At 67.6% G+C, this 14,544-nt stretch carries 13 protein-coding genes; 9 read left to right on the top strand and 4 right to left on the bottom strand.

Annotated elements, in window-relative coordinates; all coding sequences use genetic code 11:
- Window positions 1-218: 218 nt before the first annotated feature.
- A complete protein-coding gene (locus KCG34_RS04390) occupies window positions 219-2,459 on the top strand; it encodes a putative bifunctional diguanylate cyclase/phosphodiesterase (protein WP_211939182.1) in 2,241 nt (746 codons plus the stop codon).
- Here the strand turns inward: KCG34_RS04390 and KCG34_RS04385 are convergent.
- Together KCG34_RS04385 and KCG34_RS04380 are read right to left on the bottom strand one after the other, a co-directional pair.
- Window positions 2,456-4,912 carry a GAF domain-containing hybrid sensor histidine kinase/response regulator gene (locus KCG34_RS04385; protein ID WP_211939181.1) on the bottom strand — a complete coding sequence of 819 codons (2,457 nt, stop codon included), beginning with the start codon at window positions 4,910-4,912 and terminating at the stop codon, window positions 2,456-2,458. The two genes, KCG34_RS04390 and KCG34_RS04385, sit on opposite strands and share 4 nt — an antisense overlap.
- 97 nt (window positions 4,913-5,009) lie before the next feature.
- Window positions 5,010-5,297 (bottom strand): hypothetical protein, encoded by a 288-nt coding sequence (locus tag KCG34_RS04380; RefSeq protein WP_211939180.1) that lies wholly within the window; start codon window positions 5,295-5,297, stop codon window positions 5,010-5,012.
- A 151-nt stretch (window positions 5,298-5,448) separates the two neighbouring features.
- On the opposite strand from KCG34_RS04380, the gene KCG34_RS04375 reads away from it, so the two are divergent.
- A complete protein-coding gene (locus KCG34_RS04375) occupies window positions 5,449-5,889 on the top strand; it encodes a VOC family protein (RefSeq protein WP_211939179.1) in 441 nt (146 codons plus the stop codon).
- Window positions 5,890-5,954: 65 nt separating this feature from the next.
- Here KCG34_RS04375 and ald read toward each other — a convergent pair whose 3' ends face one another.
- The gene (ald, locus tag KCG34_RS04370; protein ID WP_211939178.1) at window positions 5,955-7,040 is read right to left on the bottom strand and encodes an alanine dehydrogenase; all 1,086 of its coding nucleotides are present in this window, start codon (window positions 7,038-7,040) and stop codon (window positions 5,955-5,957) included.
- 140 nt (window positions 7,041-7,180) lie between these two features.
- On the opposite strand from ald, the gene KCG34_RS04365 reads away from it, so the two are divergent.
- The 6 genes from KCG34_RS04365 (at window position 7,181) to KCG34_RS04340 (ending at window position 13,483) form a co-directional block, all read left to right on the top strand.
- Complete coding sequence (locus tag KCG34_RS04365) at window positions 7,181-7,633, top strand: Lrp/AsnC family transcriptional regulator (RefSeq protein WP_367576019.1); 453 nt, start codon at window positions 7,181-7,183, stop codon at window positions 7,631-7,633.
- Between the two features lie 125 nt (window positions 7,634-7,758).
- Window positions 7,759-8,595, top strand: a complete 837-nt coding sequence (locus tag KCG34_RS04360; protein ID WP_211939176.1) for a hypothetical protein — start codon at window positions 7,759-7,761, stop codon at window positions 8,593-8,595.
- A 252-nt stretch (window positions 8,596-8,847) separates the two neighbouring features.
- On the top strand, window positions 8,848-9,762 hold the full coding sequence (locus tag KCG34_RS04355) for an SDR family NAD(P)-dependent oxidoreductase (RefSeq protein ID WP_211939175.1): 915 nt from the start codon (window positions 8,848-8,850) through the stop codon (window positions 9,760-9,762).
- 12 nt (window positions 9,763-9,774) lie between these two features.
- Entirely contained in the window at window positions 9,775-11,268 is a 1,494-nt protein-coding gene (locus KCG34_RS04350) for a hydroxymethylglutaryl-CoA synthase family protein (protein WP_211939174.1), read from the top strand.
- Window positions 11,269-11,303: 35 nt separating this feature from the next.
- Window positions 11,304-12,506 carry an acetyl-CoA acetyltransferase gene (locus KCG34_RS04345; RefSeq protein WP_211939173.1) on the top strand — a complete coding sequence of 401 codons (1,203 nt, stop codon included), beginning with the start codon at window positions 11,304-11,306 and terminating at the stop codon, window positions 12,504-12,506.
- Window positions 12,507-12,514: 8 nt separating this feature from the next.
- Complete coding sequence (locus KCG34_RS04340; protein ID WP_211939172.1) at window positions 12,515-13,483, top strand: isopenicillin N synthase family dioxygenase; 969 nt, start codon at window positions 12,515-12,517, stop codon at window positions 13,481-13,483.
- 71 nt (window positions 13,484-13,554) lie between these two features.
- On the opposite strand, the gene KCG34_RS04335 is transcribed toward KCG34_RS04340, so the two are convergent.
- Window positions 13,555-13,890: a hypothetical protein gene (locus KCG34_RS04335; protein WP_211939171.1), complete on the bottom strand. Its 336-nt coding sequence runs from the start codon at window positions 13,888-13,890 to the stop codon at window positions 13,555-13,557.
- A 244-nt stretch (window positions 13,891-14,134) separates the two neighbouring features.
- On the opposite strand from KCG34_RS04335, the gene KCG34_RS04330 reads away from it, so the two are divergent.
- Window positions 14,135-14,521 carry a DUF6841 family protein gene (locus KCG34_RS04330; protein ID WP_211939170.1) on the top strand — a complete coding sequence of 129 codons (387 nt, stop codon included), beginning with the start codon at window positions 14,135-14,137 and terminating at the stop codon, window positions 14,519-14,521.
- The last annotated feature ends 23 nt before the right edge of the window (window positions 14,522-14,544 follow it).

Raw genomic sequence — 14,544 nt, 5'->3', positions numbered from 1 at the left:
GGGTGAGGCGGCCACGGTCAGGAAGCGAACATATCCGGGCAAAGGTTTCTCTTCGGCGTGTTCTGCAGAAGAAATCAAATGCTCAAACCAGCCAATAGGTTGGCTGTGAATCGAGGTCACAGCTTCAGATTGCATGCGGCAAAACGCCACAATTTTTTAGGTTAGCGCGAATTTATCCACGAAGCTTTGCCGGGCGTTAGCCCAGTTTGGCGCATCTCTTGGCCAACAGCCGCCGGGACTTCGCCCTTTCCGCCATGACTCAGAAAGCCTTCAAGGCGGATTTCTTCTGGCCGCTGGTGGTGCTGGCCATCTTCGCCTTGGGCCTTCTTGTGGCCATGGCCTTTATCCTGGTGCGCCAGTTCGACGTGAGCGCCCGGGACCGGGAACAGGCCGTTGTGCAGAATGGCCTGATCGAGCGCACTCAGGAAGTCGGCCAAATGGTCGCGCCCCAGGTCGAGTGGGACGAGGCGGTGCGCCGGCTGGACAATCGCCTCGATCCGCGCTGGGCCTATGACAATCTCAGCGCCTATCTGGATCACGTGGACGGCTTCGACCGCGTGTTCGTGCTCGATGGCCGGGACCGGCCTCGCTACGCCTCGGAAGGCCTGCAGACCGTTCCGGCCGATCGCTACACGGCTTTCGCCGGGGCCGGCCAAAGCCTGGTCGCAAGGGTAAGAGCGGCGGAAGCGGCGCGGGAATCGGCCAAGGCGAACTTTGACCGCAAGTCCTTTTCTCGTCCCATCCAGGCCGCGACCATCACTTCGGCGGGAGGGGGGCTCGGCATCCTGACCGCGACCCTGGTCCAGCCGGATATGGGTCTGGCCAAGCCGCTCGGTCCGCGAGCCGCGATCGTCGTCACGCGGATGCCGATCGACCGGGCGTTTCTGGGAGCCTTCGGCGAACGCTTCCTGCTGACCGGCTTCAGCCTTGGGCCGCCGAGCGGCAAGCCCTCGCCTGATCTCGCCCACATCACGATCCGTGACGATCAGGGGCGGGCGCTGGCGACCTTGAGCTGGACGCCGCAGGATCCTGGACGGGCCCTGGCCCAGCGGGTGGTCACGCCGATCCTGATGGTGGTCTCGTGCCTGGTGCTGCTGGCGCTCTATCTATACCGCCGCAGCCTGCGCATGGCCCAGGGCATGATCGCCAGCGAGGCCCGCGCCGCGCACCTGGCCTATCACGACAGCCTGACCGGCCTGCCCAACCGGGTGATGTTCTTCGATCGCCTGGGCGCGGCGCTGGACCAGATGCGCCGGGGCGGCCAGCAGATCGCCGTGCACTGCATCGACCTCGACCGCTTCAAGGAGGTCAACGACACCTTCGGCCACCACGTCGGCGACCAGCTGATCAGGGAGGTGGCCAAGCGCATGGCCGGCCAGTGCCGCTCCAGCGACACGTTCGCGCGGCTGTCCGGCGACGAGTTCGCCCTGGTGCAGCTGAACGCCACCGCCCGAAGCGCCGCGGCCCTGGCCGAGCGCCTGGGCAAGACCATGGCCCAGCCGATCAAGCTGGGGTCGGTCCGGGTGTTCGCCGGCTGCTCGATCGGGGTTTCGCTGGTGGCGGACGCCGAGATCGAACCGCCCGAGGCCTTGCGCCAGGCGGACCTCGCCCTGTACCGGGCCAAGGAGACGGCCAAGGGCGGCTATTGCTTCTACGAGATCGAGATGGACGCGGCGATGAGGACCCGCCGCCTCCTGGAGACCGACCTGCGCGACGCCCTGGCGCGCGGCGATGTGCAGATGGTCTATCAGCCCCAGGTCAACAGCCGCGGCGTGCTCAGCGGCGTCGAGGCCCTGGCCCGTTGGCGCCACCCCGAGCGTGGAGACATCCCGCCGTCCTATTTCGTCTCCATCGCCGAGGAGTGCGGCCTGATCGTCGAACTCGGCATGTTCACCCTGCGCCGGGCCTTCGAGGACAGCCGCCGTTGGGGCAGGCTGAAGGTGGGGGTGAATATTTCGGCCAACCAGCTGCGTATGAAGGATTTTGCTGTCCGTGTGGCCGAACTGGTCGAAGAATTGAACGTCGACCCGCGGCAGTTCGAGCTGGAGATAACCGAAGGCTTCCTTCTGGGCGACGACCCCGAGACCCAGGACATGCTGCGCCAGCTGCGCCAGATGGGTTTCACCCTGGCCCTGGACGACTTCGGCACCGGCTATTCCAGCCTGAGCTACCTCAAGCGCTACCCGATCAATCGCATCAAGATCGACCGCTCGTTCATCGCCAATCTGGGCATGGACACCGAGTCCGAGGCGGTAGTGGGGGCCATCGTCAAGCTGGCCCGTGCGCTCAAGCTGTCGGTGATCGCCGAGGGGGTGGAGACCGCCGACCAGCTGCAACGCCTGACCGGCGCCGGCTGCTCCGAAGTCCAGGGCTTCCTGTTCAGCCGGCCGGTGGGGGCGGGCGAGATCGACGAACTCTACCGCTCGCGCAGCGTGGCGCTCAGCCAGCAGTCGGCCTAGCCAGTCGGGCTGCGTTCGGCTCGGACGGCCCCGATCACCGTCTCGATCAGGGCATGCAGGTTCAGGGGCTTGGCCACAAGTGCGTCGAAGCCCGCTTCTTTCAACCGTGCGGCCACATTGGCGTCGACATCGGCGGTGAAGGCCAGGATCGGCGCCGTCCGGTTCGGGCCGTCTGACCGTCGGATACGCTGCATGGCCGCCAGCCCGTCCAGTCTCGGCATCCGGAGGTCCATCAGGATCACGTCGAACGGCGCTCCGGTCGCCCGCTCGACGGCCTCCTCGCCATCTTGAGCCTCGGCCACCTCAGCGCCGAGGCCTAGCAGCACCAGCCGGGCCAACTCTCGATTGGCGGCGTGATCGTCGGCCACCAGCAACTTCAGCCCGCTCAGCGCGCCGCCCGCATCGACTGCGCCGTCGCCCCCGGCAAGCTTGAGGCGACTGGTATCGAGGGGCGCGGCGATACGGAACCAGAATCGGCTGCCCCGGCCGGCGGCGCTCTCGACCCCGATGGCGCCGCCCATGGCCTCGACCAGGCCCTTGCAGATGGCCAGGCCCAGGCCGGTGCCGGTGTGGCTGCGGGTCAACGAACCGTCGACCTGCGAGAAGCGCTGGAACAGGTCGGTCTGCTTTTCGGCCGGAACGCCGACGCCGGTGTCGACGACATCGACGCTGAGCTCGCCGCGAGCTTCGTCATAGGCCGCGCTCAGGGTGACACCGCCGTGCTCGGTGAACTTCACCGCGTTGCCGACCAGATTGAGCAGGATCTGACGCACGCGGTCCGGGTCGACCAACAGCACCAGATGCTCGACCCCGGGGCCGGCGACGAAGTCCAGTTTCAGGTCCTTGGCCGCCGCCTGGGGGATGAACAGGTCGAGGGTGGTCTTGACCAGATGCGAGAGCGAGGTGGGTTGCGGGTGCAGATTGACCTGGCCGGCCTCGAGCTTGGAGAAATCCAGGATGTCATTGACGCTGCTGAGCAGCGCCCGGCTTGCGTCGGCGACGCGTTCCACATAGTCGCGGGCGAGGCCAGTCAGGCCGTCCTGCTCAAGGGCCAGGCGAGTAAAGCCGACGATGCTGGTCAAGGGCGTGCGCAGTTCGTGGCTCATATTGGCCAGGAACACGCTCTTCACCGCCGCGGCGGCCTCGGCTTCGGCGCGGGCCTCGAGCAGTTCGGCCTCGGCCCGCTTCTGCTCGGTCACGTCGAGGGCGGTGCCGACGGCGGCCAGAATCTCGCCGTCGGGCCCACGTTCGACCTGCCAGCGGCCGGCGACGAAACGCAGTTCGCCGTCACCCCGAAAAATCCTTGTGACGGTCTGCTCGTCGCTGACATCGCCGTCGAGAGCCCGCTGGACCATTGTTCCGGTGCTCTCGACATCCTCCGGGTGGGTCATCGCGACCAGGCGATCCCGCTCCAGGGGCTCGGTCGGATCGAGGCCGTAGATGCGATACATCTCAGGCGACCAATAGAGTTCCTGGGTCTGGGCATCGAAGCGCCAGTGCCCCAGTCCGGCAACCTTTTCGGCCCTGAGGGCGCGCTGGGCTTGCTCTTCGGCTTCGTCGCGCGCCCGCGCCAGTTCACGAAGGATCTGCTTGCGCTCGGTCACGTCCTGCAGCACGCCGAAGAAATCGGTGACCCGGCCCTCGTTGTCGGTCTGGCACTCGGCCTTGAACATCACGTCGCGGATCTCGCCGTCCGGCCGGCGGATGCGCAGCTCGTGCTCGTATCCGCGCCCGGTGCGTCGAGCCTCCTCGACCATGGCTTCCAGCAACGCTCGGTCGTCCTCGTGATAGAGGTCGATGATCCTGTCCCAGTGCGGGTCGAACTCATCGCGGCCGAGGCCGTGAATGCGGAAGACCTCGTCGGACCAATAGGCCAGGCCCGTGGCCTGCTCACGGCGCCAGGAGCCGACGCCGGAGATGCGCTCGGCCATCTTCAGCAGGCGCTCCTGCTCGTCCGCCAGTCGCTTGGCCCGCATGAATTCCAGTTCGTCGATGGCGATCCCCGCCAGCAGCTGCAGGCGGTTGAGGTCCTGGACGGACGGCGAAGGCCTGGGCTGGCTGTCGATCACGCACAGGGCGCCGAGATTGTCGCCGTTCGGCGCGGTCAGCACCGCGCCGGCATAGAAGCGGATATGCGGGTCACCGCAGACCAACGGGTTGTCGCAGAACCTTTGATCGAGCGTCGCGTCCTCGACCACCAGGGTTCCGCCGCGCGGCAAGGCGAGGGCATGGGCGCAGAAGGACCAGCTGCGCGGCGTGGCTTCGACATCCAGCCCATGGTGCGACTTGAACCACTGCCGCTCGGCGTCCACCAGCGAGACCAGGGCGATCGGGGCCTCGAACAGGCTTGCGGCCAGGCTGGTCAGGCGATCGAAAGCTTCGTCGGGCTGGGTGTCCAGCACGCCGTAGGCCTTCAGCGTCTGCAATCGAGACAACTCACGCAGATCGTTCATTCGCGCCTCAGGCGAACCCAGTCGGCAAAGGTATAACGATGCTATGCTGAATATGTCAGCTTGACCCCGTGCGAAGATGTCGCAAGGCGAGGTTGCGCTATGTTTGGGCTTGTTGAATTTTGCTCGCGTTTTCGGCGATCAATGCCTGACCAGCCACCTCCGGTTTCTGCTCCAAGGCTTGCATGAACGCTGCTCGATCCAACCCGGGCGGGATGGGCTCCAGGTATTCGAAGATGATCACACCCGGTTTGCGAAGAACGCCGCGCGTCGGCCAGTATTGACCGGCATTGGTCGCCAGGGGCGTACAGGCGACGCCCAAGGCCAGGGCGGAGCGAGGCGCAAGGATCTCGCGGGCAGCATGGCCAGGACGATCAGGCTGGACCACAGGCAGAACACCCCGGCGAAGACGGGGGAGCGGAACGGGACCAAGGGTCGCCTCGCCGATGGGGCGCCCGAACGCTGCAGACGGCCAGGCTTGCGCGCCCGTCGCAAGGCCGGTCTATGATCGGCCGACCCCGAAGGCCAGGAGACACCCTATGAAATACCTGCACACCATGGTGCGCGTGCGCGACCTTGAAGCCTCGCTGGACTTCTACTGCGCCAAGCTGGGGCTGGTGGAGGCGCGGCGCTACGACAATCCGGGCGGCCGTTTCACCCTGGTGTTCCTCTGCGCGCCAGAAGACCTGGATCGGGCCAAGGAAGACCAGGCGCCGATGGTCGAGCTGACCTACAATTGGGACACCGAGGACTATCAGGGCGGCCGCAACTTCGGCCACCTGGCCTATGCGGTCGACGACATCTACGCGACCTGCCAGCGGCTGATGGACGGCGGGGTGGTGATCAACCGCCCGCCGAGGGACGGGCACATGGCCTTTGTCCGTTCGCCCGACGGAATCTCCGTCGAACTCCTGCAAAAAAATGGCTCCCTGCCTTCGTCCGAGCCATGGGCGTCGATGCCGAACACAGGGAGCTGGTAGTCAGGGAGGAATCCGCCGCGCCGGGGAGGGAGGCCCGGCGCGGGTACGCCACGCTTACAAAAAGCTTAGAGGCCGAGAGCGATCTTGACCGCCGGGTGGACGATCTTGCCGCCGACCACGTTCAGGCCGCCGGCCAGATGCGCGTCGTCGGCGAGCGCCTTTTCCCAGCCCTTGTTGGCCAGGGCTGAGACGAACGGGGCGGTGACCGCGTTCAGGGCGTAGGTCGAGGTCAGCGGGGCGGCGCCCGGCATGTTGGCCACGCAATAGTGGATCACGCCATCGACCTCATAGGTCGGCTCGGCATGGGTTGTGGGGCGCGAGGTCTCGAAGCAGCCGCCCTGGTCGATGGCCACGTCCACCAGGACCGAACCGCGCTTCATGCGCTTCAGGTCGGCGCGGGTGACCAGTTTGGGCGTCGAGGCGCCCGGCAGCAGCACGCAGCCGATCACGAGGTCGGCGCCATACACGGCGTCTGCTACGGCGTCCGGTGTCGAGAATACGGTGTGCACCCGGCCGGAGAACTGCACGTCGAGGGCTTCGAGGCGCGTGGCCGAGATGTCGAACAGGGTGACGTCGGCATGCATCCCAACAGCCATCTGTGCGGCGTGGGCGCCGGAGACGCCGCCGCCGAGGATCACGACCTTGGCCGGAGCCACGCCGGGCACGCCGCCCAGGAGCATGCCGCGACCGCCGGCCGGGCTGAGCAGCGATGCCGCGCCGACCTGCACGGCCATGCGGCCGGCGACCTGGCTCATCGGAGCGAGGAGGGGGAGGCTGCCGTTGGGGCCGGTGACGGTCTCGTAGGCGATGCAGGTCGCGCCGGACTTGGCCAGGCCATGGGCCTGCTCCGGATCCGGAGCCAGGTGCAGGTAGGTGAAGAGAACGTGGTGGGGCTTGAGGCGGGCGATCTCGACCGGCTGCGGCTCCTTCACCTTCACGATCAGTTCGCCCTGCTCGAACACCGCGTCGGCGTTCGGGGCGATCTTGGCGCCCGCGGCGACATAGGCCGCGTCGGCGATGTCGATGCCGGCGCCGGCGTTGGTTTCGACAATGACTTCATGGCCTTGGCGGGTCAGGCCGCTGACCACCCCCGGCGTCATGCCGACGCGCGATTCGAGGGTCTTGATTTCCTTGGGCACGCCGATCCGCATGGCCGTCTCCTGGGAGTTGATTATTGCCCAGGATCATACGCCTGACGGGCCGGGACTTCCTGCGAAATTGGGGGCGTGCGTGGGGGCTGATTTGGCGTATTCTGTCGTGACATCGTTATCCAATGGCGGAATCTTCGAACATGGACGAAAAGGACCGCGCGATCCTGCGTGTGCTGCAGGCCGATGGGCGGCTCTCCAACACCGAGCTGGCGGAGAAGGTGCACCTGTCGGAATCCGCCAGCCTGCGCCGGATCCGTAGCCTGGAGGCGGCCGGCCTGATCCGCGGCTACACCGCGCTCGTGGACCAGAAGGCGGCCGGCTATGCGCTCAGCGTCTTCCTGACCATCACCCTGAACTCCCAGTCCCAGGCCGCGCTGTCGGCCTTCGAGGAGGCGGCCAGCAAGGTGCCGGAGATCATGGAGTGCTACCTGATGACCGGCGAGGCGGACTATCTGATGCGGGTGGTCGCCAAGGATGTCGACGCCTTCGAGGCGCTGCATGCCGGGGCCCTGACGCGGTTGCCGGGCGTGGTGCGCATCTCCTCCAGCATCGCTCTACGCACCACGGTGCACAGGACGGCCCTGCCGCTCTGAGGATGCCGCCGGGGCCGGCCGCATTGCGGCGCGGGCGGGCCTCTGACCGGTGGCTGACCCAGATCAATGCCTTTCGCCGCCGGCATGGCTGAGCTGCGGGCTGCGGCTTTGGGTAGGAGGCCCCGATGGGCTCGAGCAGCAGCAGGCGTCTCGCAAGGTTCCTCGCGGTCGTGATCCTCGCCGCGACGGTGGCGGCCGCTGGGACCCGCGCCGCCGCCGCGCAGGCGTCGGCGGAAAGCGCTTCGCCGCGCGAAGGGCTCGCCGCCGCCAAGTCCTTCGCGCTGGTGGCCGACCTGAAGGACCAGGTCTTCGGGACTCGGGCCGAAGGCATCATGCAGAAGGCGACGCCCCTGTTCGCGACGGACTGGCGCAGCAACGAGGAGTTCACCGGGCTGGTTGCCCGCACGCTCGAGGCGGACGGGAAACGCGCCGAGGCGGCGCCGACGGTCGAGAACCTGACCGCCCAGACGGAAAGGGGCAGCCCCGACGACGAAGCGCTCGGCAAACTGTCCAGCGCCGTCTCCCAGGCCCATCCGGATATGGATGTCGATGTCCACCTGCTGGTGCTGATGCTTCCGGTGGATCGCTATGGGCGTGAATACCGTCCCGGGAGCTATTTTCTCGGCGGAGGATTGCTGGGCCTGCTGTCCCACGAGTCCGAGACGTTCCGGCCTGCCTATGTGGTCCGGGTCAACGACTCGATGAGCGCCAGCGACTGGGGCAGGGTAGAGTGCACGATAGCGTACACCGTGGTCGCAATCGATGCGAAATCGCACAAGGTCATCGCCAAGGCCGAAAACCAGCTCACCCACGGCAAGCTGCCGGATAGATTCTGGATCGGCGACTATTCGTCCCTGGCCGAGGAAGACAAGTCCGTCTTGCACCGGTCCTGTGTCGACGGGCTGGTCAGTGCCGTCACAGCCAGCCTGCGCAAGCTGGGCGTCGTGCGGGCGTTGCCATGATGGTGCGACCCAAGGGTAGTCAGTCGCGCGCTCATAAAGCCAACCTGGCCGGCCTCGCCCTCGGCGCCCCGTCCTGGCTGGATGAGGCTCGCACGGCCAGCGCGCCGGCGGCGAGGTCAAACCCCGACGCAGAAATCCGCTCCGGTTGACGTTGGGGACCGTCTGGCGAGGCCGGCCAATTCGTAGCATTGGTATGACGAACAAGGGCCGGCGCACGGCCGGCCATCGATACTGCGGTCCTGGGAGGAGCAAGTGGGCGTTCTTGACGGCAAGGTGGTGCTGGTCACCGGCGGCGGCAACGGCATCGGCAAGGAGTGCGCGCTCCTGGCGGCCAGGGCCGGGGCCAAGGTGCTGGTCAACGACCTGGGCGGCGGCGTTTCCGGCGGCGACGAAGGCTCGGCCGGCCCGGCCGAGGCCGTTGCCCAGGAAATCCGCGCTGCGGGCGGCCAGGCGGTCTCCAACTCCGAGAGCGTCACCTCCATGGCCGCGGTCAAGGGCATGGTCGAACAGGCCAAGGACACCTTCGGCGGCCTGCACGCCATCATCAACCCGGCCGGCATCCTGCGCGACGGCATGTTCCACAAGATGAGCGACGCCGACTGGGACGCGGTGATCGAGGTGCACCTGCGCGGCGCCTACAACGTCACCCGGGCCTCGGTGGAGCTGTTCCGCGAGCAGCAGGATGGGGCCTATGTGCTGTTCACCTCGACCTCGGGCCTGATCGGCAATATCGGCCAGGCCAACTACGCCGCCGCCAAGCTGGGGGTGATGGGCCTGTCGCGCATCATCGCCATGGAGGGCGCGGCCAAGAATGTGCGCTCGAACATCATCGCCCCGTTCGCCTGGACGCGGATGATCGCCACCATCCCGGTCAAGGACGAGGCTTCGGCCGAGCGGGTCAACCGCATGAAGAACGCCATGCGCGCCGACCAGGTGGCCCAACTGGCCGTGGCCCTGTGCTCGCCCAAGGCCGAGACCACCGGCCAGATCTTCGCGGTGCGCGGCAACGAGGTGGTGCTGTTCAACCAGCCGCGGCCGGTCAAGTCTGTGGCCCGGATCGAGGGCTGGACTCCGGAGAGCCTGATCGCTCAGGCCCTGCCGTCGATGAAGGCCAGCTATACCGACGTCGGCGCCACCGCCAGCGTCTTCCCCTACGACCCCATCTGATCGGAGGCGGCTATGAGCGAGACCCGCGTCGGCCTGTCTGCCTGGGGCGCCTATGCGCCTCGCCTTCGCCTGAGCCGCAAGGCCGCGGCCCAGGCCAACGCCTGGATCGCGCCAGGCCTTGCCGGCAAGGCCAAGGGCGAGCGGGCCATGGCCAACTGGGACGAGGACGCCCTGACCATGGCGGTCGAGGCGGCGCGCGACGCCCTGGGGCCGGACGACGATCGCTCGCACGTCGACGCGCTGTATTTCGCCTCGTCCACCGCGCCATTCAGCGACCGGCTCAACGCTGGGGTGGTCTCGGCGGCTCTGACCCTTGAGCCGGCCACGGCCTCGGCCGACGTCACCGGCTCGCAGCGGGCCGGGCTGACGGCGCTGGCCCAGGCGCTGAATGCGGTGCGGGCGGGCGGGAGCCGGAACGCCCTGGTGGCGGCCGGCGAGCATCGGCGGGCGCGGGCGGCTTCGACCCAGGAGCTGGACTTCGGCGACGGGGCGGCGGCCTTCGTGGTCTCGGGCGACGACCTCGCGGCCGAATTCCTGGGCCACGGCGCGGTCACGGCCGATTTCATCGACCACTTCCGCGGGGCCGACGCCGAGTTCGACTACTATTGGGAGGAGCGCTGGATCCGCGACGAGGGGATCATCAAGCTGGTCCCGCCGGCGATCAAGGCGGCGCTGCAGGCGGCTGGGATCACCGGCGACCAGGTCACCCATTTCTGCTTCCCGTGCACCTTCGCCGGCCTGGCCGGCAACGTCGCCAAGGCCTGCGGCATCGCGCCAGAGGTGGTGCGCGACAACCTGGCCGCCCAGATGGGTGAGGCGGGATCCGCCCACGGGCTGGTGCTGCTGGCCCACGCCCTGGAGCAAGCCAAGGCCGGCGACGTGATCGTGGCGGCTCAGTTCGGCCAGGGCGCCGAGGCCCTGGTGTTCCGCGTCACCGACAAGGCCTCCTCCCGTCGCCCGGCGCGCGGCGTCACAGGCTCGCTGGCCGACCGCAAGGAAGAGACCAACTACCTGAAGTTCCTGTTCTTCAACGGCCTGGTGGACTGGGACAAGGGCATGCGGGCCGAGAAGGACAACAAGACCGCCCTGACCACCCTCTATCGCAACAGCGACATGATCCTGGGCCTGGTGGGCGGACGTTGCACCGAGACCGGGGTGGTGCAGTTCCCGCGCACGCGGATCTCGGTGGCGCCGAACAAGCCGACCGTGGACACTCAGGAGCCCTACAAGTTCGCCGAGCGCAAGGCCGAGGTGCTGACCTGGTCGGCCGACTACCTGACCTTCGCCATGGCCCCGCCGAACCACTATGGCACCATCGTCTTCGAGGGCGGCGGGCGCATCTTCATGGACATTACCGACGTCGAGCCGGGCGATGTCGACGCCGGCCTGCCGGTGAAGATGGTGTTCCGCGTCAAGGAGCTCGACGAGCGGCGCGGCTTCAAGCGCTACTTCTGGAAGGCGACCCCGGACCGATCGCGCGCGGCGAAAGCCGTCGCGGCGGAGTGATTTCGATTTAGACCGTTTCATCAGGGAGTTTCGACATGGCCAGTGGCATTCGCGACAAGGTCGCCGTGATCGGCATGGGCTGCTCGAAGTTCGGCGAGCGCTGGGACGCGGGGCCGGACGACCTGATGGTCGAGGCCTATCTGGAGGCGATGGGCGATGCGGGCGTCGAGCCCACCCAGCTCGACGCCGCCTGGTTCTCGACCCATGTCGACGAATTCGGCACCGGCAAGGGCGGCACCCCGCTGTCGATCGCGCTGCGCCTGCCGAACATCGCCGTGACCCGGGTCGAAAACTTCTGCGCCTCGGGCTCGGAGGCTTTCCGCGGTGCGGTCTATGCGGTGGCGGCCGGCGCAGCCGACATCGCGCTCGCCGTGGGCGTCGAGAAGCTGAAGGACACCGGCTACGGCGGCCTTCCCGTCGCCAACGCCGGCACCCTGATCCCCCAGACCGCGCCCAACGGCTCGGCTCCGGGTAACTTCGCCCAGCTGGCCTCGGCCTACCGGGCCAAGCACGGGGTCTCCAAGGAGGATCTGAAGCGCGCCATCGCCCACGTCTCGGTCAAGAGCCACGCCAACGGGGCCAAGAACCGGAAGGCCCACCTGCAGAAGGCGGTGACCGAAGAGCAGGTCTTGAACGCGCCGATGATCGCCGAACCCCTGGGCCTGTTCGACTGCTGCGGCGTGTCCGACGGCGCAGCGGCGGCGATCGTGACCACGCCCGAGATCGCCCGCAGCCTGGGCAAGACCGATCTCGTCACCGTCAAGGCGCTGCAACTGTCCGTATCTAATGGCTACGAGAGCCAGTTCAACGCCTGGGACGGCTCCTATTTCCACACCGCCCGCATCGCCGCCAAGAAGGCCTATCGCGAGGCCGGCATCGAGAACCCGCGCAAGCAGATATCGATGATGGAGGTCCACGACTGCTTCTCGATCACCGAGCTGGTGACCATGGAGGACCTGTTCATCAGCGAGGAGGGCAAGGGCTGGCGCGACGTGATGGACGGCTTCTATGACGCCGACGGCGGGGTGCCGTGCCAGATCGACGGGGGCCTGAAATGCTTCGGTCACCCGATCGGGGCCTCCGGCCTCAGAATGCTGTACGAGATGTACCTGCAGCTGCAGGGCCGGGCGGGTGAGCGGCAGCTGGCCAACCCGGTGTTCGGCATGACCCACAATCTCGGCGGCTCGCCGTCGACCAATGTCTGCTCGGTGGCGATCGTCGGACGGGAAGGGGCCTGAGGCCAGGCATGGCGCCGCCATCCGCCTTCATCCCGACCATCGACATCGGCGCGGTGAGGGGCGGCGACACCGGCGCCCTGAAGGCGGTCGGCGACCAGGTCCGGCACGCGTTCACGACCTCCGGCTTCTGCTACATCCGAAACCACGGCGTGCCGGATGAGGTGATCTCGGCGGCTGCGAGCGCGGCGCTGGATTTCTTTCACCTGCCGCTCGAGGAAAAGCAGAAGTCGGCGCCGAAGGAATCCGTCCGGGGATTCAACGCCATAGGCCGCACCACGATGTATGGGGCCAAGAACCCGGACTACAAGGAATACTACCAGATCGGCCTGGAGCTGCCGCGTGACGATCCGGCGGTGCTCGCCGGCCAGCCGCTCCGAGGCCCCAACCAGTGGCCCAGCGGCATGCCGCGGTTCGAGACAGCGCTGACGCGCTATTTCCAGGAGATCGGCGCCTGTGGCCAGGGTTTCCTGCGGGCGGTGGCGGTCTCGCTGGGCGTCGCGCCGTCTTTCTTCGCCGATAAGTACGACAAGCCGCTGCAGCGGACGCAGTGCGTCTACTATCCGCCGCATCCGGCGGACACCGGGGACGAGCTGTTCGGCGTGGCGCCCCATACCGACTATGGCTGCGTGACTCTGCTCTGGCAGGACGATGTGGGCGGCCTGGAAGTGCAGGAGCGCTCCGGCGCCTGGGTGGCGGCCGAACCGGTCCCCGGCACGCTGGTGGTTAATATCGGCGATTTGCTGGCGCGCTGGTCCAACGACCGATACCGCTCGACCCCGCATCGGGTGACCAACCGCTCGGGCCGCGAGCGGCTGTCAATCGCCACCTTCTACGATCCGGACTATGTGGCGCCGGTCGATCCGTCCCATCTCGGCCTGGGTGAAGGCGAGGCGGCGAAATACGCGCCGGTGACGGCGGGCGACTACATCATGGGCCGCATCAACGCCTCGCAGAAGAAACCGCAGACGCTCGCCTGACGGCGCGGCCCTGCAGGGCCAATCGGCGATCCCGGGCGGGAGCGGGATCGCCGACGGAGCCAGGGCCAGGGTCAGGCGCCGATGTGGCGGCTGACGCGGTTTTCCGCGCGGTTCAGGTGATGTTGCTCGGCCCGGGTGATGTGGCCGCCGTGCATGCGGGCGTCGCGGCGCTCCTGGCGCAGGATGCGGACATCCGCGGCGCGCAGGCGGTGGGCCTTGCGGGCGCCGATCTCGCCTTCGCGGCGTTCGCGCGTGATCCGGTGCTCCTGATGGGCGACGCGGGTCAGGACCTGATGCTGGCGCGGGTGGTCGCGGTCCCAGCGGGTTTCGGCCGAGGCGCCGGTCGCCGCGCCGCAGGCCATCGCCAGGCCCATCGCGACCAGAACCATCTTCTTCTGCATGTTCATGACACTTGATCCTAGAGTTGGGGCTCGAGGCCGAGAACTGCCCCGGTCCGAACGATGGCCATGTTGCAAAGGCCGCGCTGAACGCGTTCTGAACCTTGCGAGTCAGGCGTCGTTCATCGGTGTGAACGGGCTGCGGCGCTGCGCCAGATCGACGCAACCCAGGCCGTATCGGGGCGCCGCACGCTTGCATTGGCGCGGCGGCGGGATTGAGATCGATGCGGCGGGACCGGAGCAGGAGGAGCGAGTGCCGCATGCGCACCCAGAGGCCGTCGCCGGGGCTATGAATTGCCTCGACGAGTTCATGGCCGCCTTCAACGCCCGCGACGTTGCGGCCTTCGACGCGACGTTCAACTTCCCCAGCGTGCGCCTGGCCTCCGGCCGCCTGGTGCTGATCGAGCCCGGCCATCACCATCCCGGCATGTTCGACCAGGGCGCCCTGGCCGATTGGCATCACTCGGGCTGGGACCGGCGCGAGGTGATCCACGCCGGGCCGGACAAGGTGCATCTCGACACCCGCTTCACCCGCTACCGCGCCGATGGCTCGGTGATCGGCGGCTTCGATTCCGTCTATGTGGTGACGCTGCAGGACGGGCATTGGGGCGTGAAGATCCGCTCCAGCTTCGCGCCCTAGACGCCGATGGCGCGGCTGCTCGA

The sequence above is a fragment of the Phenylobacterium montanum genome (assembly GCF_018135625.1).
In the GTDB taxonomy this organism is placed as follows: Bacteria; Pseudomonadota; Alphaproteobacteria; order Caulobacterales; family Caulobacteraceae; genus Poindextera; species Poindextera montana.
The sequence above is the reverse complement of the archived record's forward strand: the minus strand, read 5'-3'. Positions and strand labels throughout refer to the sequence as shown.

What these genes read in the sequence shown, in the direction of transcription:
- KCG34_RS04365 (WP_367576019.1), top strand. Translation starts at nt 7,181, where the DNA reads ATGGACGAAAAGGACCGCGCGATCCTGCGTGTGCTGCAGGCCGATGGG.
- KCG34_RS04335 (WP_211939171.1), bottom strand. Translation starts at nt 13,890, where the DNA reads ATGAACATGCAGAAGAAGATGGTTCTGGTCGCGATGGGCCTGGCGATG.
- KCG34_RS04385 (WP_211939181.1), bottom strand. Translation starts at nt 4,912, where the DNA reads ATGAACGATCTGCGTGAGTTGTCTCGATTGCAGACGCTGAAGGCCTAC.
- ald (WP_211939178.1), bottom strand. Translation starts at nt 7,040, where the DNA reads ATGCGGATCGGCGTGCCCAAGGAAATCAAGACCCTCGAATCGCGCGTC.
- KCG34_RS04360 (WP_211939176.1), top strand. Translation starts at nt 7,759, where the DNA reads ATGGGCTCGAGCAGCAGCAGGCGTCTCGCAAGGTTCCTCGCGGTCGTG.
- KCG34_RS04350 (WP_211939174.1), top strand. Translation starts at nt 9,775, where the DNA reads ATGAGCGAGACCCGCGTCGGCCTGTCTGCCTGGGGCGCCTATGCGCCT.
- KCG34_RS04340 (WP_211939172.1), top strand. Translation starts at nt 12,515, where the DNA reads ATGGCGCCGCCATCCGCCTTCATCCCGACCATCGACATCGGCGCGGTG.
- KCG34_RS04375 (WP_211939179.1), top strand. Translation starts at nt 5,449, where the DNA reads ATGAAATACCTGCACACCATGGTGCGCGTGCGCGACCTTGAAGCCTCG.
- KCG34_RS04345 (WP_211939173.1), top strand. Translation starts at nt 11,304, where the DNA reads ATGGCCAGTGGCATTCGCGACAAGGTCGCCGTGATCGGCATGGGCTGC.